The 24,526-nt window shown below is 54.1% G+C and carries 24 protein-coding genes; 2 read left to right on the top strand and 22 right to left on the bottom strand.

All coding sequences use genetic code 11. From position 1 onward, the window contains the following. Nucleotide 1: 1 nt before the first annotated feature. From IM313_RS19760 to bhsA, 6 genes are all read right to left on the bottom strand, one after another. Entirely contained in the window at nt 2–718 is a 717-nt protein-coding gene (locus IM313_RS19760) for a hypothetical protein (protein ID WP_192970913.1), read from the bottom strand. A 3-nt stretch (nt 719–721) separates the two neighbouring features. Further along, entirely contained in the window at nt 722–1,432 is a 711-nt protein-coding gene (locus IM313_RS19755) for a hypothetical protein (protein WP_045261632.1), read from the bottom strand. Between the two features lie 13 nt (nt 1,433–1,445). After that, nucleotides 1,446–3,584: a DUF3274 domain-containing protein gene (locus IM313_RS19750; protein ID WP_192970912.1), complete on the bottom strand. Its 2,139-nt coding sequence runs from the start codon at nt 3,582–3,584 to the stop codon at nt 1,446–1,448. Beyond that, nucleotides 3,581–6,094, bottom strand: a complete 2,514-nt coding sequence (locus IM313_RS19745) for a type VI secretion system Vgr family protein (protein ID WP_192970911.1) — start codon at nt 6,092–6,094, stop codon at nt 3,581–3,583. Before IM313_RS19745 ends, IM313_RS19750 begins: the two co-directional genes overlap by 4 nt. Nucleotides 6,095–6,292: 198 nt before the next feature. Further along, the gene (locus tag IM313_RS19740; protein WP_126327399.1) at nt 6,293–6,493 is read right to left on the bottom strand and encodes a hypothetical protein; all 201 of its coding nucleotides are present in this window, start codon (nt 6,491–6,493) and stop codon (nt 6,293–6,295) included. A gap of 429 nt (nt 6,494–6,922) precedes the next feature. Continuing rightward, nucleotides 6,923–7,180 (bottom strand): multiple stress resistance protein BhsA, encoded by a 258-nt coding sequence (gene bhsA, locus IM313_RS19735; RefSeq protein ID WP_023332711.1) that lies wholly within the window; start codon nt 7,178–7,180, stop codon nt 6,923–6,925. Between the two features lie 244 nt (nt 7,181–7,424). Between bhsA and comR the strand changes: the two genes are divergently transcribed. Further along, nucleotides 7,425–8,060 (top strand): TetR family copper-responsive transcriptional repressor ComR, encoded by a 636-nt coding sequence (gene comR / locus IM313_RS19730; protein ID WP_028012732.1) that lies wholly within the window; start codon nt 7,425–7,427, stop codon nt 8,058–8,060. A gap of 59 nt (nt 8,061–8,119) precedes the next feature. Here comR and IM313_RS19725 read toward each other — a convergent pair whose 3' ends face one another. The 8 genes from IM313_RS19725 to hinT all read right to left on the bottom strand — a co-directional run bounded on the left by IM313_RS19725 (nt 8,120) and on the right by hinT (nt 14,207). Next, nucleotides 8,120–8,659: a glycine zipper 2TM domain-containing protein gene (locus tag IM313_RS19725; protein WP_028012731.1), complete on the bottom strand. Its 540-nt coding sequence runs from the start codon at nt 8,657–8,659 to the stop codon at nt 8,120–8,122. A 193-nt stretch (nt 8,660–8,852) separates the two neighbouring features. Further along, the gene (locus IM313_RS19720) at nt 8,853–10,157 is read right to left on the bottom strand and encodes an NAD(P)/FAD-dependent oxidoreductase (protein WP_028012730.1); all 1,305 of its coding nucleotides are present in this window, start codon (nt 10,155–10,157) and stop codon (nt 8,853–8,855) included. Between the two features lie 237 nt (nt 10,158–10,394). Then, nucleotides 10,395–10,937, bottom strand: a complete 543-nt coding sequence (ycfP, locus tag IM313_RS19715; protein WP_008500781.1) for an alpha/beta hydrolase YcfP — start codon at nt 10,935–10,937, stop codon at nt 10,395–10,397. 34 nt (nt 10,938–10,971) lie between these two features. After that, entirely contained in the window at nt 10,972–11,997 is a 1,026-nt protein-coding gene (gene nagZ / locus IM313_RS19710) for a beta-N-acetylhexosaminidase (protein ID WP_192971186.1), read from the bottom strand. Nucleotides 11,998–12,008: 11 nt separating this feature from the next. Next, nucleotides 12,009–12,833 carry a thiamine kinase gene (thiK, locus tag IM313_RS19705; RefSeq protein ID WP_192970910.1) on the bottom strand — a complete coding sequence of 275 codons (825 nt, stop codon included), beginning with the start codon at nt 12,831–12,833 and terminating at the stop codon, nt 12,009–12,011. Then, nucleotides 12,814–13,458: a penicillin-binding protein activator LpoB gene (gene lpoB / locus IM313_RS19700; protein WP_126327402.1), complete on the bottom strand. Its 645-nt coding sequence runs from the start codon at nt 13,456–13,458 to the stop codon at nt 12,814–12,816. Before lpoB ends, thiK begins: the two co-directional genes overlap by 20 nt. 13 nt (nt 13,459–13,471) lie before the next feature. Beyond that, complete coding sequence (locus IM313_RS19695) at nt 13,472–13,846, bottom strand: YcfL family protein (protein ID WP_126817563.1); 375 nt, start codon at nt 13,844–13,846, stop codon at nt 13,472–13,474. 1 nt (nt 13,847) lies between these two features. Continuing rightward, nucleotides 13,848–14,207 carry a purine nucleoside phosphoramidase gene (gene hinT / locus IM313_RS19690; protein WP_006809243.1) on the bottom strand — a complete coding sequence of 120 codons (360 nt, stop codon included), beginning with the start codon at nt 14,205–14,207 and terminating at the stop codon, nt 13,848–13,850. Nucleotides 14,208–14,547: 340 nt separating this feature from the next. Here hinT and fhuE point away from each other — a divergent pair, with 340 nt between their 5' ends. Beyond that, nucleotides 14,548–16,737 (top strand): ferric-rhodotorulic acid/ferric-coprogen receptor FhuE, encoded by a 2,190-nt coding sequence (gene fhuE, locus IM313_RS19685; RefSeq protein WP_193034330.1) that lies wholly within the window; start codon nt 14,548–14,550, stop codon nt 16,735–16,737. Nucleotides 16,738–16,808: 71 nt separating this feature from the next. On the opposite strand, the gene ptsG is transcribed toward fhuE, so the two are convergent. From ptsG to acpP, 8 genes are all read right to left on the bottom strand, one after another. Next, nucleotides 16,809–18,242, bottom strand: coding sequence for a PTS glucose transporter subunit IIBC (gene ptsG, locus IM313_RS19680; RefSeq protein WP_028012724.1), 1,434 nt, complete (start codon nt 18,240–18,242; stop codon nt 16,809–16,811). 297 nt (nt 18,243–18,539) lie between these two features. Then, entirely contained in the window at nt 18,540–19,334 is a 795-nt protein-coding gene (locus tag IM313_RS19675; RefSeq protein WP_192970909.1) for a metal-dependent hydrolase, read from the bottom strand. 10 nt (nt 19,335–19,344) lie between these two features. Then, nucleotides 19,345–20,349 carry a DNA polymerase III subunit delta' gene (gene holB / locus IM313_RS19670; RefSeq protein ID WP_192970908.1) on the bottom strand — a complete coding sequence of 335 codons (1,005 nt, stop codon included), beginning with the start codon at nt 20,347–20,349 and terminating at the stop codon, nt 19,345–19,347. Next, nucleotides 20,346–20,987, bottom strand: coding sequence for a dTMP kinase (gene tmk / locus IM313_RS19665; protein WP_041910511.1), 642 nt, complete (start codon nt 20,985–20,987; stop codon nt 20,346–20,348). The genes holB and tmk overlap by 4 nt, the downstream gene beginning before the upstream one ends. Continuing rightward, complete coding sequence (yceG, locus tag IM313_RS19660; RefSeq protein WP_049136778.1) at nt 20,977–21,999, bottom strand: cell division protein YceG; 1,023 nt, start codon at nt 21,997–21,999, stop codon at nt 20,977–20,979. Before yceG ends, tmk begins: the two co-directional genes overlap by 11 nt. Next, entirely contained in the window at nt 21,996–22,811 is an 816-nt protein-coding gene (gene pabC / locus IM313_RS19655) for an aminodeoxychorismate lyase (RefSeq protein ID WP_192970907.1), read from the bottom strand. The genes yceG and pabC overlap by 4 nt, the downstream gene beginning before the upstream one ends. 121 nt (nt 22,812–22,932) lie before the next feature. Then, entirely contained in the window at nt 22,933–24,174 is a 1,242-nt protein-coding gene (gene fabF, locus IM313_RS19650) for a beta-ketoacyl-ACP synthase II (RefSeq protein WP_045630098.1), read from the bottom strand. A 91-nt stretch (nt 24,175–24,265) separates the two neighbouring features. Next, nucleotides 24,266–24,502, bottom strand: coding sequence for an acyl carrier protein (gene acpP, locus IM313_RS19645; protein WP_003857954.1), 237 nt, complete (start codon nt 24,500–24,502; stop codon nt 24,266–24,268). Nucleotides 24,503–24,526: the final 24 nt, after the last annotated feature.

Raw genomic sequence — 24,526 nt, 5'->3', positions numbered from 1 at the left:
GCTATCTCCCTGCATCCATATTGCATTGCATATGGTCCCAGCCGGTATAATCTTTCACTTCCGGTACTTTATCGGGTAAGCCCTGATAGTTAGCCTTAAACTGCGCTGTATCTTCTTTCAGACCTTGTTTGGTGATGTAATCCAGCCCCCAGGCTGGGCCAGCATTGCTTGGCTCCAGTTTTCCATTTACCTTACCTCCCATACCGTCATCCACGGTGTATTCAATTCCAGGACCACCGGGCTGAATGCGCGGGTCATCAAACGGTTTGGACGACATATACAGTCGATGTTTGGTCTGCAAAAAACCCTGATCGTTCACAACAGTAAAGGAAATAACATCGTCATAATAAGGGGCATTACTTCCATCAGGCTCATTGCCTCCCGGCGACATTGATGCACCACCTTTTTCCCATGTTTTTCCATAGTCTTTTGATACTGAAAAACCACCAGTTATATTTCCCCACCACGGAATGGCAATATAACGTTCTGAAGGGTGGACGAACTTTTTAGTGAAAATTCGATAAAACTGACTGGCTATTTGCGAATGAATGCCTTTTTGCGTATCCGTAAACCAGAGCTCTCCTTCGCAGTCCCACCCCTTCAGCTCCAGATAACGATGATCATCAAAACGGTACACTACCTGTGTTGGCGGCTCTGAAGCCTTGCAACCTGCGGCCACCAGCAGCAGCGCGGTCAGCAATGAATAAAGTCCTTTCATCTTTTAACGCCCCGCATCCATATCACAGCGCATATGGTCCCAGCCGGTGTATCCCTTCACTTCCGGAACCTTATCGGGTTGATTCTGCCAATTGGTTTTAAGTTGCTCAGTAGAGCCTTCTAAACCTTGTTTGGTCATATACACCATTCCCCAAGGCCAGCCAGGTGAACGAGGTTCCACTTTCCCGCTTACCTTTTGCCCAGTTCCGTCGTCAACGGTATATTCAATCCCAGGACCACCAGCGGCAAGGCGCGGGTCGTCAAACGGTTTGGACGACATATACAGTCGATGTTTGGTCTGCAAAAAACCCTGATCGTTGACGACCGTGAAGGAAAGAACATCTTCCTGCTGTGGGGCATTCATTCCATTAAGATCATTTTCACCAGGGGAAAACTGTGCAATTTGCCAGGTCTGCCCATAATCTTTCGAAACCCTAAATCCACCAACACCCCAACCAGTTATTGCAATATATTTCTCAGATGGATGGACATATTTTTTGGTAAATATCCGGTAAAACTGGCTGACAGGCTCCGTGTGGATACCCCGCAGTGTATCCGTGTACCAGAGTTCACCCTCGCAGTCCCAGCCCTTCAGCTCCAGATAACGATGGTCATCGAACCGGTACACTACCTGCGTTGGCGGCTCTGAAGCCTTGCAACCTGCGGCCACCAGCACTGACACCAGGGCAATACCTGCTGTACGTTCTATCTTCATGCTTGTCTCCCTGTCACGATTCCCACCACGATTTTTGTTTCGCTATTCCCAGGTCGCTGTCAGATTTTGGCTTAGGCATATCCCATTGTAGATTTGCCACTTCCTGATTCCCTGTTGCCAGATCACGGGATGGCTTAACCGACGTGGCATTGTTAAACTGGTTTTCCACGCCGAACTCACCTTTAGGCAGAACATCTTCAGGTTTATTCATAAACCATTTTGTTGTTTCATCATTCAACTTTCCGGTTCTGTAATAATCTACAGCTGACTTGAACCCATTCTGCGGGTCTCGCCAGTCTGCGCGGTGTAACAAGCCTTCCCAGAACTTACCCGCCTGATAGTCAAAGGACTTGCACTGACCGATAGCCAGGTCGAACGCCATCGCGTGCGACGGTGCAAATTCACTGGCGACGATAGAAGAGTGCTGGCTGTAGCCTACCGGATCGGTGTTCTGCCACTCCTTTTCAAGTTCGTCACGGGATTTAAGCCAGGTCAGCGTCAGCTGAGAAAAATCTCTCGTTCCCGTCACTTCACCGCGAATAACTTCATGCCCCCGGTCAAAACTTTCCACCTGCAGCTCATTCGGCGTTAATACATGACCCGGTTGCCAGCTGATACGCTGATAGTTATCAAGCGCATAGGTAGCCGATGCCGTGCGCGAAATGGCACTGGCTTTAGCTGAATAGGAAATGTAGGCATCCGGGCTGTCCGGGTCGATATACGCGGTGTACGGTTTATCACTGGTTTTCGGATCGTTATCCGGATGGTTATCCTGCCCCATGAGTTTAAAAATAAATGGCTCCGGCAGCTCTTCGCCGTTAATCACCACATCGCTGTACGAATATCCCGCATTCATCACCGGCGTGGTACTGAAATCCCCCTTTCGCTCCGGTGCCATCTTAAACGGCTCCGTCTCCAGTCGCCCTACCCAGCGGTGCTGGCAGAACACACGCTGACGCAGGTTAGGAATGCCAGCAGCTAACTTATCGGGAATACCCCGCCAGCCAAATCCCTGGATGTTTTGCAGGGAGACGGTACCGTCCTGCGGACACCAGTAGTTATAAACCTTACCGTTATTGTCACGACGATACTTAGCATCCTTCCTCAATGGGTTATCGGAAGGCTTGCGTGATGCGCAGCTGGCTTCCATCGCCAGCATATCCGCGTCTGACAGATCACCGCCTTTGTACTGAATGCCCATCAATGCACAAAAATGTTTAAACGTTTCCTGACGGGCAAACGCCGTCTGGTGATGACCGGGCTGGGCGTCTTCACTGAGACGTCCTTCCAGCGAATACGGTGAGTGGTTCAGAATGGTGCAATTAACCGGATCAAAACTCTCCTGTTTGACCAGCATATTTGCCAGCATGGTGATAATCGTGCCCTGGCTGTGCGCCACTACATTAATAACATCCTTCCCGGTCACTGGATTTCGGCGGATAGTCAGGATCAAATCCGCCAGACGCTGCGCGGCAAAGAATTGATAGATGCGGTGCGGGTTCGGAAAGATGGGGTGCGTGTAATCGCCGCCATTCATGTGCAATGTGGCAAACCCTGCGGCGGCCAGCGCCGCGCCACCAGCTCCCGGTCCTAACATATCGGGGATGTTGGTTGTCGCATTGGCAAACGTCCCTCCACCTTTGGCAAAATTCGTATCGAGGGCGTTTTTGAAATTATCGTTCTGGTACTTAAACGCACCTTTGCCGTCGTTACCCAGCGCCGCTTTATTCTCCTCGTTATCCTCCTGATAAGCATCAAACGGCAGGTGCGCATTGTCTCCCTGCCTGTAAACCTCTTCCCTGTAGCGTTGCTGGTCTGCAACGTAATCCTCATGCGTTACCGGCTTGTATCCCCAGTAAAACGGGATAACCGGTGAACGGCCGGGGTGCGCAATTCTATATTCCCCCCATTCATGCGCGTAAAAATCCTGACGATTAAGACGCTTACTCAGGCCCGCAAGAATGCCTTTCTCCTGATTCTGATACGCTTCGCCCACGTCATTCACCCCGTGGACCAGAATTACAATTCCCGGCATCGGACGCGGCACGCCAACACGACGGGTCTGGGCCACCTCCCCCAAATCTTTGTGTATCGGGATATCCCCTTCTGATATGACCCGTGGGGCATACGGGCTTTGTCTGGCTTCCGTCATTCCATTAACTCCATTTTGTAGGTGTCAAGGTCATCGGCATCGAGCAACGATGAATGGCCGTTGCTGTCCGTTATGCCTTCCACCACTTTTCCGGCCGAGCTGGTCAGCCTGAATTTTTTGTTCGCGAGAATTTGCTCCGGGTCATCTCCGGCGTGCAGCTGGTAGCGGAGCTTAAATGCGCCCTTATTGAACGACGGGACCGTGACCTGCGCGCTTTCCGGGCCGTCGTACTTCAGACTGGGTCCTTTCAGTTCGATTCCTGTTGGCGAGAATATGGTGACCAGTCCGTTCGGACTGACGCGTATTCCGCCACCGCCACAGACCAGCTGTATGCCCTGTCTGGCGCTGCCGTTCAGTTGCCCGGCGGTGCTCGCCATCGTGAAATCATTCTGCGAGAGCATATGCATGGCACCGCGCTGGGCCTGCGTCGTGATATCCCCGGCACCGGCAATCATCTGAATGCCGAGCTTGCGGGCAAACAGCGAGAGTTTTTCCCCCACGGCCAGAGAGAATTTTTTCACCACGTTTACGCTGGTATCCTGGCCCGCAGTCACAATCACATCTTTCCCGGCAGACAGTTGCAGACTGTCCGGCGTGACGTGTGCCTGCCCTTTGTCGGCATAGGTAAGCAGACCCGGCCCTGCCAGATTACTCAGCACTTGGTTCAGCTGGTTTTGCTGATCGGTTTCCACATTACTGGCCCCGGCCGTCAGTGCGCTTTGTTGCAGCGTCATTGCCAGCGACAACGCTTTCTCCAGAAGCGCAATGGCGGCCGTCATATCCAGTTGCTTACCCGCAGCACGCGGTTGCGCCTCCGTGGTGATCATCACCCCTTTGGCCGCACGGAGCGCCATGTGATTGTCAGTACGCGCTTCCACACCTTCACCGCGCTGTTTTCCCTCCGCGTCAACGAGGTGGCCAGCGCTGACCTGACTCTTGCCGTACTCCGTGGAAATCTTGATGTGTTCCTGACCGCGGCGGTCCTCCAGGCGGATTTTGTTTGAAGCAGCAGTGCGGATCACGTTGCGGGTGTCGTTGCGGTTTGTAACCAGATCAGGGTGCGCGCCGTCATGCATGACATGCGCAATAAAGGGCCGGTCCGGATCGCCGCCTTCAAAGGCTACAGCCACTTCTGTGCCGTCCAGCAGCGGGAAATGAAAACCAAACACATCCCCGCCGTACGGTCTGCCCAGACGCATCAGCGCACTTTCAAAACCGTCACGTTTCTCGTCGAGGTCAAAATCAAACTTCACGCGGTATCGGCCCCGGGCATCGACTCCGGCATAAGTGCGATCCCGATTGATGGCCGCCACGCGACCGGGTACCGTACCGGCAATCATCGGTCGCGGCAGATATTCCGGACGATAGCTGTAGCCGTTCAGATAAGGGATCCCCTTCAGGATGGCGCGGTAGTGCTGTGCTCGACTGCCGGAAAGCGTCATTGTGGTGACAAGAAAACCGTGCTTAAACCCGTCAGGAATATCCCCTGTCGGGTGGAACATCACACCCGGCAACAGTGCCGGGTCACTGGTTGTTCCACCCAGCACACTCTGTTTGTTCAGCAGGCGCTCATAGCGCAGGCGCGCGTAGAACGTGGCTGTTTCCGCCTCTTCACCGTAAAAATCGCCGTTCTCCAGATAATGATCGGCATAGTGATACTGTTTGCCGCTAGTTATCCCGTCGGGAATATCATTATCGAAAATGGTTTTATCCGCCTGTGGCGAAAATGGATTACGGTAGTTATACGTACGCACCAGCACGCTTTCGGGAATGAGTTCGTATTGTTCTTCGAGCTCGGTAATGTATTCTTCATGACTGGTCATGCCGGAATGGCGGACGTACGGCAGCGGCTTATCGCTGAAGACATAGCGGCGGCCACCGTCACCAAAGATAACCACCGTTTCGCCCTGCACCTTGTCGTGGTTTTCAAAGCGGAACCAGATCCCTACCTCGGCCAGCAGACGGCGGATAAACTGGAGATTGGTTTCCTTCCACTGAATGACCATTTCCCTTCGGGGATAGCTGCGACTCAGCTGGTCAAAATCAATGTTGTAGCCTTCAAACAGACTGCTTTCCTTCATCAGCTGAGTGACGAGTTCGGGTACGGTTACATCCATGTACACGGCCGAGCGGTAATTTCGGTCCAGCAGCGCCAGCTCATGCTCCAGCACACACTCGTACAGGGCTTCATCGGCAGATGACTTCAGACGGGAAAACGACGTGATCACCCCGTTAATCTGGCGCACCGGCAGCCAGGGCTCCTGATCGTACCAGCCTGCTTTCGGATTCGGGGCACGCAGAATAAATTCCGCGCTCTGATTGAGGACTTCGTTGACTGCAATGTTTGATGTTGGGCTGGTAAAGCGGATGGTGTAGCGGTAGGGCTTACTGAGTTCTTCTTCCCCGGTAAAAGAGTGAACATCCGGTAAAACAGATTTGCCTCGTGTAAAATACAGTAAATAACGGTTTAACGTATCCTGTTGCTGAACAATGCCAGATGGTCCTTCCATCGCCAAATATCCCTGTTAAAAATGACTATTTATTAAAAATACAATACGCCCACAGTCCATTTAATAAAACGCCATTCCGTAACACATCACAGAATGTTACAAAATACATGTCATTCAGTTTAAACATAAATAAGACAAAAACATTCACGCCACAAATAAAAAAAGACCAAAAATAACGCCTTGGCCATATATAATAATTCAGCCGGTAACAACAATATGGACGACGCATTTTTCTTGTGAACGCATCATCAGATATTCAGGAACCGCTGCCAAAGGATAATTCAGACCTTTTTCCTGATATAAATCACTCTTCCCTGGCGAACAGCAATAAATATTAAACCGCTTCGCCGCAGGATAAGAATATACGGCAGTTTCCGTAAGCGGGATTTTATCTGCCATCAGTCTGTGAGGATAAAGTCCGTCCCGGTATCCCGGGTTCGCAGGAGGCGGCAACGAGGTGCTGTTTAAACTCAGGAGAATACTCAGGGCAGCCTTTTCGCCTACCGGGAGTCACATTTTTCCGTATATCTGACACGTTGATACCCACCACTTATTTGGTGGACACCACGTTGTTGGATGCATCAGATTATGACCAGACGGCTCTCGCAGGACGCATCCAGAGAGCGGGAAAAAGTATCCAGTCGGACGGGAAAGCATCCGCAACGAAGTCCATATCGAGTTCAGACGTAAAAAATCCGGGCCAGAGGGGCTGAACCCGGATTGTTTCTTACTGGCAGGATCGTTCAAGTGTTCTTAAACGATCGGCATTACTGCACATGTGCAGGGCGTTTTTTATTGCAGTGGCATAAATGAGGGTTTATGCCCGGCTTATTTGTAGATGACAGCGGTGCCGTGCAAGGTGTTAGGACCGGTCACAGAGGTGATGCGGTAAGATTTTGCACCCATTGCTTCCGCTTTTTGTGCCAGCTGATCTTCCAGAGAGCCCAGGTTAGTCCCGGCAGACGCAGAGATCGTCCCGACTTTATGCTGATCGGCTGGAGTGGATTGTACCTGTACAGCAGCAAAGCTTGCGAAAGAGAGTGAACTCAGTACAGCAGCAGCGATGAGGGTTTTGACGTTTTTCATAATGTTTACCTTTGGCAGATGAATTTTTTGGTCGTTAGCTATTTAGTTAACGATCGATAGGTAAATAATAAATGTGATCCAGCTCACGCGTCAACACATTTTTATAACGAGCATTAATTAAATTTTAAAATTGTTATTTTTCATACATATATGATTAATTTATTTTTAAGCATTCTGCACTGGTGATGGGTTGCGTTTATTTTTATAATGGTCATTCAACAAACCAACAGAGGACCAACGGCAAATGACAACCGACGTCACGAGTTGTGTGAAGAAAAGCCGTGGCCGACCAAAAGTGTTTGACAGGGATGCAGCGCTTGATAAGGCCATGACTCTCTTCTGGCAACATGGGTATGAAGCGACCTCGCTTTCCGATCTGGTAGAAGCCACCGGAGCTAAAGCGCCGACGCTTTATGCTGAATTTACCAATAAAGAGGGGCTGTTCAGGGCGGTGCTGGACAGGTACATTTCGCGCTTTGCGGCGAAACACGAAGCCCAGCTCTTTTGTGAAGAGAAAAGCGTTGAACAGGCGCTACGGGATTACTTCACCGCCGTTGCCACCTGCTTCACCAGTAAAGAGACGCCCGCGGGCTGCTTTATGATTAACACCTCTGCCACCCTGGCGGCAGCATCAAAAGAGATCGCCAATACGGTGAAATCGCGTCATGCGATGCAGGAGGAGACGCTCAGCGCATTTCTGGCTCAGCGCCAGCAGCGCGGTGAAATTCCCGCACACTGCCAGCCTCAGATGCTTGCGCAATACCTGAGCTGTATTTTACAGGGAATGTCGATCAGCGCCCGTGAAGGGGCGACGCTGGAAAAACTGCAGAACATTTCCGACACCACGCTGCGCCTGTGGCCTGAACTGCTCAAAATCTGACGCAAAAAAAAGCTCCTCAGCCTGAGCGCTTGAGGAGCTAAGTTCAGAGAACATCTTTTTTACGCTTTGTTATTCAGTACCAGCTGGCCGTTTCCATCCAGTGGAATTTGGGTGCCCGGGTCTTTATCCATGCGGATTTTGCCCTGCTGATCGCCAATTTTGTAGGTCACGTCATAGCCCAGCATTTTTTCCGACTTGTCATAGACGGTTTTACAGCGCTGCTGGGTAGTGGTGTAAGTATCGTTATCCTGCATTGCGCCCTGCACCTGGTTACCGGCATAGCCGCCACCCAGCGCGCCGACCACGGTCGCGACATCTTTACCCCGACCACCGCCAAACTGGTGACCAATCACCCCACCCGCTACCGCACCCAGAACAGAGCCGGCAATACGGTTTTCATCCTGTACCGGACGACGGTGGGTTACGGAGACGTTACGGCACTCCTGACGTGGGGTTTTTACGGTTTCTTTAATAGGCGTTGCTGAAACCACCTGCGCATACTGCGGGCCGCGATCTAAAACGTTGAGACTGGCAACAGCAGCCACACCTAACGCAGCTGCGACGCCGATCCCTATACCCGCCAACATTGATTTATTCACGGGACTTCCTCCTTTGTTGCTATTGGTAACAATTCTGCTATGGAGGCGCGGCTTCGCCAATAAGACAAAGGATCAAAAAGTGGACATCGGGGAGAGATATATCGCGTTTAGGAGAACTCTTAGGCACCTAATCCACGACGAACAGCATGATATGCTAAAAAATCCCTCCGGAGGGCCCGGAGGGAGTGAAAGATTAGTGCAGCTTCAGACGTGGACGAATGACGCGGTTGATTCTGCCCACCAGCATCATCAGGCCCGTTTTAAAGTAGCCGTGCAGCGCGATCTGGTGCATACGGTACAGGGAGATATACACGAAGCGTGCAATGCGCCCTTCCACCATCATCGAGCCACGCATCAGGTTACCCATCAGGCTACCGACGGTAGAGAAGTTTGACAGCGATACCAGAGAACCGTGGTCTTTATAGACATACGCCTTCATTGGCTTGCCTTTGTACTGCGCCAGGATGTTGTGCAGCACCAGGCTTGCCATCTGGTGCGCGGCCTGAGCGCGCGGCGGCACGAAGCCCCCTTCAGGACGCGCGCAGGAAGCACAGTCACCAATAGCGAAGATTTCAGGGTCGCGCGTGGTTTGCAGCGTCGGCTCGGTGACCAGCTGATTAATGCGGTTCGTCTCCAGACCACCGATATCTTTCATAAAGTCAGGCGCTTTGATACCTGCCGCCCAGACCATCAGATCCGCTTTGATGTACTCGCCGTCTTTGGTGTGCAGTCCACCTTCGTCAGCGCTGGTCACCATGGTCTGCGTCAGGACGCGCACGCCCAGTTTCGTCAGTTCATTGTGCGCTGCGCCGGAAATGCGCGGAGGCAGCGCAGGCAGAATACGCTCACCCGCTTCAACCAGCGTCACGTTCAGCGCTTCGTTAGTTAACCCTTTGTAACCGTAGCTGTGCAGCTGTTTAACCGCATTGTGCAGCTCTGCGGACAGCTCAACGCCCGTCGCGCCGCCGCCGACAATGGCAATGTTAACCTTGCCATTCGCACCCAGATTGCTGGTGTACTTCAGGAACAGGTTCAGCATTTCCTGGTGGAAACGACGCGCCTGGTGCGGGTTATCGAGGAAGATACAGTGCTCTTTAACGCCCGGCGTGTTGAAGTCGTTGGAGGTACTGCCGAGCGCCATCACCAGCGTGTCATACGCCAGCTTGCGCTCGGGGACCAGCAGCTCGCCTTTTTCATCACGCAGCTCGGCCAGGGTAATGGTTTTGCTCTCACGGTTGATGTCAACCACCGAGCCCAGCTGGAACTGGAAATGATGGTTGCGCGCGTGCGCCAGATAGCTCAGCGCGTCCACGCCCTCATCCAGTGAGCCGGTCGCCACTTCGTGCAGCAGCGGTTTCCACAGGTGGCTGTGGTTACGATCCACCAGCGTGATTTTGGCTTTTTTACCGCGCCCCAGCTTCTTGCCCAACTGTGTGGCCAGCTCCAGCCCGCCAGCACCACCGCCTACAATCACTATCTTTTTCAATGGCGTAGTCAACGTGACCCCCTCAAATTATTAACCAATTGTTAATTAAAAGTTATGAAAATAACCCTTAATTAACAACAGGTTACAGCACTGAAACCATTCAGGTGCATTGAGAATAACACGTCAGGCGCATTGGTCATACCAAAATTGATATGCATCAAGTTTTGATGGCTTAAAAGTAGACAATTCTGGATAAAAAGAAACCCGGTGCGCGTTCGCGACCGGGTTTCTGAAGTGGCAGGCTGTGGTTTAGCCCAGCGTTTTAAAGGCTTTGATGCGCTGGAGGTGCGGGGAGATGTTCTTGAACTTGTGGGTCTGCTCTTCGTCCCAGACGATCTCGTAATAGTGATGCAGCAGCTCTGCGGCCCGATGGCTGTTCAGTGCTTCATCATTACGCGAGAGGATCACCAGACAGCGATCGCGGTTTTTCTCACGGAAGTTGCTCACGCACTTGGTCGCAATATCGACATACTCTTCCGGGCGGTCAATTTTGCCTTCCATGTTCTCATTCGGGAAAAGGTTAGGATTGAAGACCACCTGGCGGATGTCGCACAGGAAGCCAATCCGCTCCGCCCAGTAGCCGCCCAGCCCCACGCCGCAAATCAACGGGCGATCGTCGACGTTAAGCTGCAGCATCTTGTCCACCTCTTTGAGCAGATGCTGCATATCATGCTTCGGATGGCGCGTGCTGTAGCTAATCAGCCGTACATCGGGATCGATAAACTGCAGCTGTAGCACCTTCTCATGATTACCAGGACTGTTTGAGTCAAAACCGTGTAAATAGATGATCATTGTCTTCTCACCACGCTACGCCTTCCGGGAGGGTTTACAGGCTGGCTTTATGTGCCTGCCAGAGCTCATTCAGGTCTTCAAGCCGGGCGTTGACCGACTTCCAGCGCGCCGAATCCATCAGCTCCTGACGGCTAAATGAACCTTTATGATACAAATGCGTAACACGCTCTGCATTGATCGGTGACAGGTTATCCAACACGCTAACGGCACCTTTACGATTATTGCAGACCAGGATCATATCGCAACCTGCATCCAGCGAGGCCTGACCGCGCTCAGCATAGCTGCCCATGATTGCCGCCCCTTCCATCGACAGATCGTCGGAGAAAATGACGCCGTTGAAACCCAGCTCCTGGCGCAGAACGGTTTTCAGCCAGTGCGGGGAGCCGCTGGCAGGACGCGGATCGACATCGCTGTAAATCACGTGTGCCGGCATAATGGCGTCCAGCTTGTTATCGGTGATAAGCGAGCGGAACACCGACATATCTTTGGCGCGAATTTCCGCTTCCGGACGCGGGTCGCGCGGGGTCTCTTTGTGGGAATCCGCCGTCACCGCCCCGTGGCCCGGGAAGTGTTTCCCGGTGGTTTTCATTCCCGCATCGTGCATCCCGTCGATAAACCGGGTCGCCATTGCCAACGCAATACGCGGATCTTCATGGTAGGAGCGCTCGCCAATCGCGGCGCTGATATGGCCCACGTCCAGCACCGGGGCAAAGCTGATGTCGATATCCATGGCAATCATTTCGCTGGCCATCAGCCAGCCGGCTTCCTGCGCCAGTTTCCCACCCTCTTCCGTGCCGAGCAGCGCGGCGAAAGACTGGGCTGCCGGCAGGCGGGTAAAACCGTCGCGAAAACGCTGCACGCGGCCGCCTTCCTGATCGACGGCCACCACCAGATGATTGCGCGACGCGGCGCGGATCTGGCGCACCAGTTCACGCAGTTGCGCCGGATCGTGATAGTTGCGGGTAAACAGGATCAGGCCGCCCACCAGCGGATGCGCCAGAATTTCACGCTCCTCCGCATCCAGCTCAAACCCTTCTACATCCAACATGACTGGACCCACACTCACCTCTCTTATCCTTTCGTTTGTAACTGGCGCCAGGCATCGTCTGCCAGCGCAATAAAGTGTTTATCTCTGGACTGCTGCAAACGCATCTCAAACCAGCCCGCCATCAGCATGATGACCCAGGGCCGCCAGCGTCTCACCTGCCGTGCCAGCGCATCGGCGTTAAAGTGCGCAACGCTGGCATACTCTCTGATGAGTTTCTGCCGCGCGGCTTCACTTTCCGTCCAGACCGCGGCCAGCTCCAGCGCCACATCGCCGTCTCCGGCATATTCCCAGTCGATAAGCCTGGCGCCCTGTGGCGTATGCACGATGTTCCCGGCGTGCACATCCATATGTAACGGCGAGAGCCGAATCGGTTGCGGCTCGCCCGCTTTACGCAGCCGTTTGAGATGCGCAAGCCACACTGGGGTACGTCTTGCTGGAGAGGCTTGTTGCCAGTAGTTTTCCAGCAGTGGAAGTAAGGCGATTCGCCACCCCAGACGCTGTTGCTGGTGCAGATGATACAGCATCGCCGCAAGCGCTGGGGTGTCCGGCAGCGCGCTTTTCACCTCCCCCTCCAGATAGTCGACGGCCATCCAGCCCTTGCTGAAAAATCGGGGTTCAGGCACGAGATCCGACGGAAGGCGTTTGAGGGCGCGAAACTGACGGCGAAACTGGAAAGCCGGGGCGAAGGGATCGTGGTTCTGCCGCAAGACCAGACGGTGCGCGTCCCGCGCTATAATGCAACTCGCGCCGCTAAGCCCGGAGTAGGCCTGCGGCGCGATAAGGCGGTACTGTGGAAAATAACGCGTCAGAATCTCATCACGCGTGGTGTCATTGTTGCGTAACCGCACCTTTACCTGACCAGATAATTTCGCCTGTCTGAACCAGCATCAGCTGCATCTGCAGGGCTGGGGTATTCACATTACCGGTCGCATTAGAGTACAGCACATACTGGGCGCCAACGTTGCGGGCAATGCCAATCGCCTTGCTGCGGGAGCCGAGGCTATCCTGCGGCGACAGGCCCAGCTGCTGTTTGGCTAACGCGAGCTGCTGAGCAGAGACCAGCGTAAACTTACCGTTGTTTGCCAGCGCATTGCGCAGCGTTTCTGTCGCTTCGCCCGCGTTCAGCGAACCGTTGGTACGGTTGTTCACGCTATCCACCAGCAGCACGCTGCCTGCCGTCACGCCCTGAGCCTGCAGCATTTTACCGACCATCGGCTGCATCGCACCGTTCCAGTCGTAATGGCGCACGCGCGGCGCAGGTTGTGACGTCTGGTCCTGATGTTCAATCGGGCCAGGCTGTGACGGAATAGACGGTACAGACGGCACGGTTGGCTGGGTCTGCGTTGGCGGTGTCGGCTGCTCGGTACCCGGCTTTGCCTCTTCCACAGGTGCTGGCTGTTCTGTACGGGTCACACACCCTGCAAGGAACAGCGCGAATGCGGTCACGAGCGCATAACGGCTCATATTTTTAATCAAGGTTCACCCCTTAGAGATAAAGATAAAGTCTCACCTTATGCGCACCCAGATAGCTGGCGCTGTCATAGAGCGTTACCGACGACCTTGCCGGAAGAGTGACGCTGCGCGGCGCCTCCAGCGGGTGCATCTCAAGACCTCTTACGTCATACCAGAAAAAACGGTAGTGGACCGTCACCGGTTCATTTCTTTCGTTATAGAGCGTAGAGGAGGCAGAAGATTTAATTTCACTGATGGTCATTGCGGGCTGTTGCGCCGTGATGCCCGCAGCCAGCACGGAGGATTCCATCACCAGCGTCTGTTCATCGCTGACGGGGATCGCCGGACGCGTGCTGCACCCCACAACCATCATCGTCATTACCAGCGCTGCAATACGCCCTTTAAACATGTTACAGACCTTTGTGAGCCAGCATCGGTCCCAGCGGACGTCCACCCAGCAGATGCATGTGAATATGATAAACTTCCTGGCCGCCATGACGATTACAGTTCATGATCAGACGATAACCGTCTTCCGCTATGCCTTCCTGCTCGGCAATTTTCGCCGCCACCGTCAGCATACGACCTAACGCCACTTCGTGCTCGGTTTTTACGTCGTTTACGGTCGGAATCAGAATATTAGGAATGATTAGGATGTGTGTCGGTGCCTGAGGGGAAATGTCCCGGAAAGCCGTTACCAGTTCATCCTGATAGACGATATCCGACGGGATTTCGCGGCGAATAATTTTACTGAAAATCGTTTCTTCAGCCATGACCTTTTCCTTTTTTGTTAGGTGCGTCCGCTGTTAACACACTCTCTGGAGGACTGTGTGACACAATTCAAGAGTATGAGCGAGTTTCTCCTGTCCTTTCAACCTTCTCCCCCGAATTCTTTGCTGAATATTCATCAGCTGACTGAAGAGTGACCGCTCGCGTGCCTTAACGGGCTGAAACATTATTTCAGTTACGCACGACACATCTGTTTACAGCATTAATGGCAATGCGTATATTTCGCATTTGCATTTTCATGCGCATTTTTAACATAGAAAACGACGTCAGACCGTATTTGTGGGACTGACGCAAACACTCTTCACCGTTCATAAGGGTTTGATAATGTCTTTCATTGATCACACCAGGGATGGGCAACGTCAGCCTGTCGCAACGCCTTCGTTGCTGGCAGCCTGTATTGCTATGGCATTGACGCCAGCCGCCGCTTTCGCTGCATCAGCAACCGAAGACACCGTCGTCGTGGATGGAGGTTTTGACAATACGCAGGATCCTTCCGCAAGTCAGGACCGGGATTACAGCGTAAAAACCACCACCACCGGCACAAAGCTGTTGCTGGTTCCACGCGATATCCCACAGTCCGTTAGCGTGATTAGCCAGCAGCGTATGGCCGATCAGAACCTGCAGTCCATCGGTCAGGTGTTGACTAACACCACGGGCGTAACGGCGCAGGTGCAGGACAGCGATCGTACCGTCTTTTACTCGCGCGGATTTTTCGTCAGTAACTACGCGTATGACGACCTGCCCACCTCCATCAGCGAAGTGTGGAACTTCGGCGACACCGCCGCCGATACCGCGATTTACGACCGTATCGAAGTGGTTCGCGGCGCGACCGGGCTGATGTCCGGCACCGGTAACCCGGCGGCGTACGTCAATATGGTGCGTAAGCATGCGGACAGCAATGAGTTCAAAGGCAATGTCTCCGCCAGCTACGGCAGCTGGGACAAACAGCGCTACGTGCTGGATCTCCAGGCACCGCTGGTAGAGTCCGGGAAGGTACGGGGACGCCTGATTACGGGCTATCAGGACAACGACAGCTTCGTTGATAACTACCACTACCGGAAGAAGTTCCTCTACGGCGTGGTGGATGCGGACGTCAGCGACAGCACCACCCTCTCTGTAGGGTATGAATATCAGGAAAGCCACACCGCCGATCCGACCTGGGGCGGATTGCCGACCTGGTACAGCGACGGGAGTAAAACCGACTACAATCGCAGCCAGACCGTCGCGCCTGACTGGGCCTACTCGGACAAGGATAGCACCCGCATCTTCGCTAACCTGACCCAGCGTTTCGACAACGGCTGGGAAGCGCACGTCAACGGCATGCACGCGGAGACCAACTTCGACAGCAAGCTGATGTATATGTCCGGCTATCCGGAAAAAGAGACCGGGGCGGGCATGGTTGGCTACGGCGGCTGGAACAGAGGTGAACGCAAACAGGATGCGGTTGATGCCTTCCTGCGCGGCGGCTTCGATCTTTTCGGCCGCCAGCATGAGATGATGTTTGGCGGCAGCTTCAGCCGACAGCGCAACCACTATGACAACAGAATGCCGGATGCGCTGTACGGCATGGTGGACGTGGGGAATTTCAAAAACTGGAACGGAAATATCGCCGATCCGCAGTGGACGCCGTGGAAGCTCTATAGCAAGGACGACATTCGCCAGTCCTCAGCGTACACCTCCGCCCGCTTCTCGCTGGCCGACCCGCTGCACCTGATCCTCGGGGCGCGCTACACCAACTACAACATTCGCTATAACCCGGCGGGCTCTCCTGACACCCGTCTGGAAAGCACTGAAGATGACGTAACGCCTTACGCGGGCCTGGTCTACGATATCAACGAAGACTGGTCGACCTACGTCAGCTATACCTCCATCTTCCAGCCGCAGGACAAGCGCGACGCCAGCGGACGTTATCTCGATCCAACCACGGGCAAAAGCTACGAAGCCGGTGTTAAAGCAGACTGGTTTAATACCCGTCTGACCACCTCGCTGGCGATTTTCCGCATCGAGCAGGATAACGTGGCGAGCAACACCTATACCTACATGCCGAGCGGTGAGTCGATTTATGAATCGCTGGACGGCGTGGTCAGCAAAGGGATTGAGTTCGAGCTGAACGGCGCCCTGACCGATAACTGGCAGCTGACGTTCGGCGCGACCCGCTACATTGCGGAAGATAAGAACGGCAGCGCTGTCAGTTCCGATCAGCCGCGCACGACAATGAAGCTGTTTACCCGTTATCAGCTGCCAATGCTGCCGGCGCTGACGGTGGGCGGTGGCGTAAACTGGCAGAACAAAGTTTGGACGGATGTGGACGGTGGCCCGGCGGGACAATCCCGCGCAGAGCAAGGCAACTACGGACTGGTTAATCTGTTCAGCCGCTATCAGGTCACCAAAGATTTTGCTATTCAGGCGAACGTCAACAACGTGTTCGACAAAGAGTATTACGATTACGTCGGCTCTTACGTGGTTTATGGCGCACCGCTGAACGTTTCAGTGAGCGCAAGCTACGACTTCTGAGTGTTGGCACAACAAACCACAGCAATAAAAAAGGCAGCCATTCGGCTGCCTTAGTCTCCCCAGGTCACAGCTTAGCTGTTGCGGATGTACTCATCCATTTCGGTTTTCAGGTTATCGGATTTAGTACCGAAGATAGCCTGAACGCCCGAACCTGCAACAACCACGCCCGCTGCACCCAGTTTTTTCAGACCCGGCTGGTCCACTTTCGCAACGTCGGCAACGCTCACACGCAGACGAGTGATGCACGCGTCCAGGTTAGTGATGTTCTCTTTACCGCCGAACGCAGCAACCAGTGCCGGAGCCATTTCGCTGGTCGCGCCTGCTTTGCTGTCTTCAGTTGCATCTTCACGACCCGGAGTTTTCAGGTCCAGTGCTTTGATCAGCACGCGGAAGATGGTGTAGTAAACAACGGCGTAGCACGCACCCACGATTGGGAACAGCCACAGCTTGCTGCTGTTACCGGACAGAACGATAAAGTCGATCAGGCCGTGAGAGAAGGACGTACCGTCACGCATACCCAGCAGGATACAGATTGGGAACGCCAGGCCAGCCAGTACAGCGTGGATGATGTACAGGATTGGCGCAACGAACATGAAGGAGAACTCGATCGGCTCGGTGATACCGGTCAGGAACGAGGTCAGCGCTGCAGAGATCATGATACCGCCCACTTTTGCACGGTTTTCTGGCTTAGCAGAGTGCCAGATTGCAATCGCAGCAGCCGGCAGGCCGTACATTTTGAACAGGAAGCCACCAGACAGTTTACCTGCAGTTGGGTCACCCGCCATGTAACGTGGGATATCGCCGTGGAACACCTGACCTGCTGCGTTGGTGAATTCACCAATCTGCATCTGGAATGGAACGTTCCAGATGTGGTGCAGACCGAATGGCACCAGGCAACGCTCGATGAAGCCGTAGATACCGAACGCGACAACCGGGTTCTGGTAAGCAGCCCACTGAGAGAAGGTCTGGATAGCGGAACCGATTGGTGGCCAGATGAAGGACAGGATCACGCCAGTGAAAATCGCTGCCAGACCAGAAATGATCGGAACAAAACGCTTGCCCGCGAAGAAGCCCAGATACTCAGGCAGCTTGATGCGATAGAAGCGGTTGAACATATACGCTGCAATCGCACCGGAGATGATACCGCCCAGAACACCGGTATCTGCCAGGTGTTTCGCGGCAATCTCTTCTGCAGGTAAATGCAGAACCAGCGGCGCAACCACAGCCATGGTTTTCACCATGATGCCGTAAGCAACCACTGCAGCCAGCGCAGAAACGCCGTCGTTATTGGTGAAGCCCAGCGCCACACCGATAGCGAAGATCAGAGGCATGTTAGCAAAGACGGAACCGCCTGCTTCAGCCATCACATGGGAAACTACGGCTGGCAGCCAGCTGAAGTTAGCAGAACCGACACCCAGCAGAATACCTGCGATAGGCAGTACGGATACTGGCAGCATCAGCGATTTACCGACCTTTTGCAGGTTAGCAAATGCATTCTTAAACATAATTGAGAGTGCTCCTGAGTATTTGTGCTTTTTTTACGCTTTCACGCATTGGCCCGGGGGGAGTACCGTGCCGTGGACAGGACATCTAAGCGCCCTTTATTTATTACACAGAGTAAAATAATTCCCTCTGAGTTTGTTTGACGGCTATCACGTTTCAGCTTAAGACGGTCGAAAAACTTTCAGTAATTTACAAAAAGCATGTCTGGATGTTTCTAAGAACACCGTCACCGCCCCAAATGAGGCGGTGAACTTTACTCGTTTTATTTATTAATTACGAGCCTAAAAAAAACAGGCTTATCAGACGGATTGCAGGCGGGCGGGGTCGATATGGAACAGCGCAGAGAAGTTTTGCGTCGTGACGCGGGCCAGCTCTTCGATACTGACGCCTTTAAGCACGGCCATGTACTCTGCGACGTCTCGCGTCATGGCCGGCTGGTTCTCTTTACCGCGATGCGGTACCGGCGCCAGATACGGAGAGTCTGTTTCCACCAGAATGCGATCGAGCGGGACATAGCGCGCAGCATCACGGAGCTGCTCAGCGTTACGGAACGTCACGATCCCGGAAAACGAAATATAAAACCCCAAATCAAGCAGTTTACCCGCCGTTTCTCTGTCTTCTGTGAAACAGTGTAGTACGCCACCGCAATCCGTCACGTTTTCTTCCCGGAGGATCGCCAGCGTATCGGCGCGCGCATCGCGCGTATGTACGATGACCGGTTTATTCAGTTCGCGGCCGATGCGGATATGGTTGCGGAAAGACGCCTGCTGGCGCGCTTTCGTTTCCGGCGTGTAAAAATAGTCCAGCCCGGTTTCACCCATCGCCACGACGCCCGCTTCTGCTGCCAGTCGGCGCAGCTCTTCTACGTCATACTCTTCGTCCTGGTTCAGCGGATGAACGCCGCAGGAGAACACCACGTTATCGCGAACGCCCACCAGCTCACGCATTGAGCGATACCCTGGCAGCGTCGTCGCCACCGCAAGACAAAATTTCACATCGCGGTCAGCGGCTTTCGCCAGCACGTCATCCACGTCGTTGTGCAGGGATTGATAATCCAGGCCATCAAGATGGCAGTGTGAGTCGACTAAAAACATAATGTCTCTCTCAGAGATGGGAAACAGGCGGCGTAACGCCCGGTTGCAGGTAGTGTTCAATACGCAGTAACTGGTCGGTCAGCAAAAGCTCGCGATTAAGACCCGTCACGGTTAAAAGCTGTTCGCGGCTCTCGCAAACATCATGAAGGATAGCGTGCAGAGACGCGCCTGTAAGGCGGCTCGCCAGCATGTTCACCAGGGGCCACGCGTCTGGGTTAGTCAGCAGCGTAGCCCCTTGCTGGATTTTTAGCGCATCGAGCAATAAGGAGGCCAGCCAGTGCAGACGCTCAACGGCCCGATCGCTATTCAGCGCAGGCAGTAAACTCAGCCAGTCCTGGTTGTTAAGTGAAGCCTCAACGGCCCGGCAGAGCGCTTCTCGCTGCGACCAGACGTCAGGCTGTAGTAATGCCAGCGCCTCCGCGGGGGCGCCGCTACTGAGGCGCAGCGCAGACAACGCACTCTCCTGTGACGTTGTCACCTCTCGCTCAAGCCAGCTTAACGCCCACGATTCCTGAGGTACCGCCAGATGATGGAGACGACAACGGCTGCGCAGCGTCGCCAGTAAACGTCCCGGGTCCCGGCAGGAAAGGAAAAACCACGTCTTTTCCGGCGGCTCTTCCAGGGTTTTAAGCAGCGCGTTCGCCGCCGCCTCGGTAAGCAACGCAGCGTCGTTGAGCCAGACCACTTTTGCCCCGCCCAGACGCGCATGTTCGTACAGTTTCTCGCTGACTTCACGCACGGCATCAATGCCAAGCGCGCTTTTGCCCTTCTCAGGCTCAAGCGTGTAGTAGTCAGGATGCGTGCCGGCCTGCATCAGCTGGCAGCCGCGGCATTTACCGCAGCTTTTATGCCCTTCCGGCTGCTGGCACATCAGAAAACGAGTGATGGCGTAGATCAACGCATCATCGCCCATTCCCGGCAACGCCTGAATCAGTAACGCATGATGCCCCCGACCGGCCTGATAGCTGGCGATCAGCTGTTCAAAGTGCGGGCGCAACCATGGATACCATTTCATGCCTGCTGCTCCTGTAGCCACTGCGTAACGGTCTGTTGAATATCGCGCGTGACGTCGTCCAGAGATTGCGTGGCGTCAATGGTACGAATTGCGCTGTCCCGTGCGGCCAGCTCAAGATAGCGTGCGCGCGTGCGGTTAAAGAAATCGAAAGACTCTTGCTCAATGCGGTCCAGTTCGCCGCGCGCGCGGGCGCGCCTGAGGCCCACTTCCGGGGTCACATCCAGGTAGAGGGTCAGGTCCGGGCGAAAATCCCCCAGTACGGCATCGCGAAGGGTTGCCAGCATCGCCTGGTCAATACCGCGGCCGCCGCCCTGATAGGCCTGAGTCGACAGATCGTGACGGTCGCCGATCACCCACTTGCCGTCGGCCAGCGCAGGTTTAATCACGGTCTCAACCAGCTGGACGCGCGCCGCATAGAACATCAGCACTTCGGCTTTGTCAGTAATAACCTCGTCGCCAACGGATTTAATATCCAGCACCAGACTGCGCAGTTTCTCCGCCAGCTGAGTACCGCCCGGCTCGCGGGTAAAGACCATGTCAGCGACGCCAAGCGATTTCAGCGTATCCACTACCACGTTACGGGCGGTGGTTTTACCCGCCCCTTCGAGTCCCTCAATGACAATGTATTTACTGCGCATTTTTTTCCTTAAGTGCCTTCAGATAGTCCTGAACAGAGCGATTATGGCTGGCAAGGTTGGTGTTAAAGGTATGCCCCCCTTTTCCATCAGCCACAAAATAGAGGTAGGGTGTTTTGGCCGGGTGCGCGGCGGCTTTGAGCGAAGCCTCGCTCGGCGTGGCTATCGGGCCCGGCGGCAAGCCGTTAATCACGTAGGTATTATACGCCGTTGGCGTCTCCAGATCTTTTCTGGAGATCTTACCGGCATAGCTCTCGCCCATGCCGTAGATAACGGTCGGGTCGGTTTGCAGACGCATGCCGATGCGCAGGCGGTTGATAAATACCGACGCGACCCGGTCGCGCTCGGCCGCCACGGCCGTCTCTTTCTCAATGATCGAGGCCATTGTCACAAACTGGTTTTGATCTTGATAAGGCAGCCCGTCCATGCGCCCTTCCCAGGCGGAATCAACTGCCTCAACCATCTTTTTGTGTGCCCGTTTAAGAATCGCCACATCGGTCGTGCCCGCCGTATACATCCAGGTGTCTGGCCAAAACCAGCCTTCCACCCACTCAGGATGTTCAAATTTCAGCACCTCGGCGACCGTCTCATAGCGGTCATCTTTGAGCGTGTGCTTGATGTAAGGCGCATCACGCAGCTGCTTGAGGTAATCGCTTAAGCGCATCCCTTCAACAAAGCGCAGCGGGAACTGTGCCTCTTTACCGCTTTCCAGCAGCTGCAGCATCTCTCTGACGGTCATGCCGGGCGTAAAGCGATAGGTACCAGCCTTGAAGTGAGACAGTTCAGGCTCGATACGCAATAACCACTGGAACACGCGTGGACGGTTGATGATTTTATCCCCGTAAAGCTGCTCGCCCAGCGCCATCCGCCCGGTACCGGCTTTCAGGGTAAAAATCGTCTCGTCTTTAATCAGTATTTTACTGTCCGCCAGCTGGCGAACCTTCCATACTCCCGCTCCGCCGGCAATACCCAGCGCAACGAGCAGGAGAAGGACAAAGCGCAACATTTTCTTCATGACTTTTTGATTTGCTCACATATCGGGGCTAAAAACGTAAAGAGCTCTCGCGAAGACCAGCGCTGTTGACCATACGCCCGAACGGGTATAACAGGCATCAGCGCATTGCAGATCACAACTTCATCGGCGGACAGCAGCGCCTCTTCCTTCGCGTTTACTTCGACAACGCGAAAGCCTGCATGTGCCAGCTGTTGCAAACAAAACTGGCGCATGATGCCGTTAACCCCAGCCTGCTCCAGCGAAGGGGTGAAGACCTCACGGCCCTTCCGCCAGAGTAAATTAGCCGCACAGCATTCCGTAATGAACCCTTCGCTGTCAAGGACTAGCGCCTCATCCGCGTCCGTCTGTTCAAGATGAGTACGAATAAGCACCTGTTCAAGGCGGTTGAGATGTTTTATTCCGGCGAGCATAGGGTTTCGCCCCAGCCGTACCGGGCTCAGCGTCAGCGTTACCCCCTCCTCACGCCAGCGCGCATAGTGAGCAGGATACGCTGATACGGAAAGAATACGCGTGGGATGCTGACAGGCGGAACCGCTGTACCCTCGCCCGCCGCTGCCGCGGCTAAGAATAACTTTTAAAACGCCGTTTGTATTACCTGACGCCAGCCGGCGCATCTCGCGCTCGAGAATGTCCCACTGCATGAAGGGAATCAGCAATTTCTCGCAGGCTGTTTGTAAACGACGGATATGGGCGTCAAGCAGGCTCACCTCACCGTCAAGAATACGCGCAGTGGTGAAACAACCATCGCCAAACTGGATTGCCCTGTCGCTTGCCGGCAGCGTTTCTTGCTCAAGGCCATTAATTAAAAACATGGTGGCTCCTTATGCGTGGAGGCTCAGTCTGGCAGGATGTTAAAAGCCGGACAAGGGGATTTTCCCTAATAAAAAAGGCCCGCTAAGCGGACCTTTTTTTATAGCTTTCGGGCAGTCAGGCTCAGACCTTTTTGAAGATCAGAGAACCATTCGTGCCGCCAAAGCCGAAGGAGTTACACAGGGTGTACTCCATACCGCTAACCTGACGCGCTTCGTGCGGAACGAAGTCCAGATCGCAACCTTCATCCGGGTTATCCAGGTTGATGGTTGGCGGCACAGCCTGATCGCGCAGCGCAAGGATAGAGTAGATTGACTCTACTGCACCCGCCGCACCCAGCAGGTGACCGGTCATGGACTTCGTGGAGCTGACCATTACGCGGCTGGCAGCCTCGCCGAAGATAGACTTAACCGCCTGCGCTTCTGCTTTATCGCCTGCAGGCGTAGAAGTGCCGTGTGCGTTAACGTAGCCAATCTGTGCAGGGGTAATACCCGCATCACGGATCGCATTTTCCATCGCCAGCGCAGCACCCGCGCCGTTCTCCGGAGGAGACGTCATGTGATACGCATCGCTGCTCATCCCGAAGCCAACGACTTCAGCATAAATTTTCGCGCCACGTTTTTTCGCATGTTCGTACTCTTCCAGTACGAGCATACCTGCGCCGTCACCCAGCACGAAACCATCGCGGTCTTTATCCCACGGACGGCTCGCCGCCTGAGGGTTATCGTTACGGGTAGAGAGCGCACGCGCTGCGCCGAAACCACCAACACCCAGTGGGGTACTGGCTTTTTCAGCACCGCCCGCAACCATAGCATCTGCATCGCCGTACGCAATGATACGCGCGGCCTGGCCGATGTTATGTACGCCAGACGTACACGCGGTAGCGATAGAGATGCTTGGCCCACGCAGGCCGAACATAATGGTCAGGTGACCTGCCACCATGTTAACAATCGTGGACGGAACGAAGAACGGGCTGATCTTACGCGGTCCGCCATTCATCAGCGATGTATGGTTTTCCTCGATCAGGCCAAGACCACCAATCCCGGAGCCGATAGCGGCGCCGATACGGGTTGCGTTCTCTTCCGTAATCTCAAGGCCAGAATCCTGCATGGCCTGAACGCCAGCGACAATTCCATATTGAATGAAGGCATCCATCTTGCGCTGTTCTTTTCGCGAGATGATCTCTTCACAGTTAAAATCCTTTACTAAGCCAGCAAATTTCGTTGCATAGGCGCTAGTATCGAAATGGTCGATTAGGCTGATGCCGCTCTGACCGGCAAGGAGAGCTTTCCAGGTGGACTCTACGGTATTGCCGACAGGAGACAACATGCCAAGTCCGGTCACAACTACACGACGCTTAGACACGTTTGTCCTCCAGGGAGGGATAAAAAAAGAGATACGTGGGACTAAAAAAGATAAAACTCAGGCGGTCGAATGACCGCCTGGAGATGTTCACTTACGCCTGGTGGCCGTTGATGTAATCAATGGCAGCCTGAACGGTGGTGATTTTCTCAGCTTCTTCGTCCGGAATCTCAGTATCAAACTCTTCTTCCAGAGCCATTACCAGCTCAACGGTGTCAAGAGAATCTGCGCCCAGGTCTTCAACGAAGGAAGCGGAGTTCACAACTTCTTCCTGCTTAACGCCCAGCTGTTCGCCGATAATTTTCTTAACGCGTTCTTCGATAGTGCTCATACTCTTAAATTTCCTATCAAAACT

This window comes from Enterobacter cloacae complex sp. P2B (assembly GCF_014895985.1).
GTDB lineage: Bacteria > Pseudomonadota > Gammaproteobacteria > Enterobacterales > Enterobacteriaceae > Enterobacter > Enterobacter bugandensis.
Note: the sequence above shows the minus strand (reverse complement) of the source record. Positions and strands in the feature narration are given on the sequence as shown.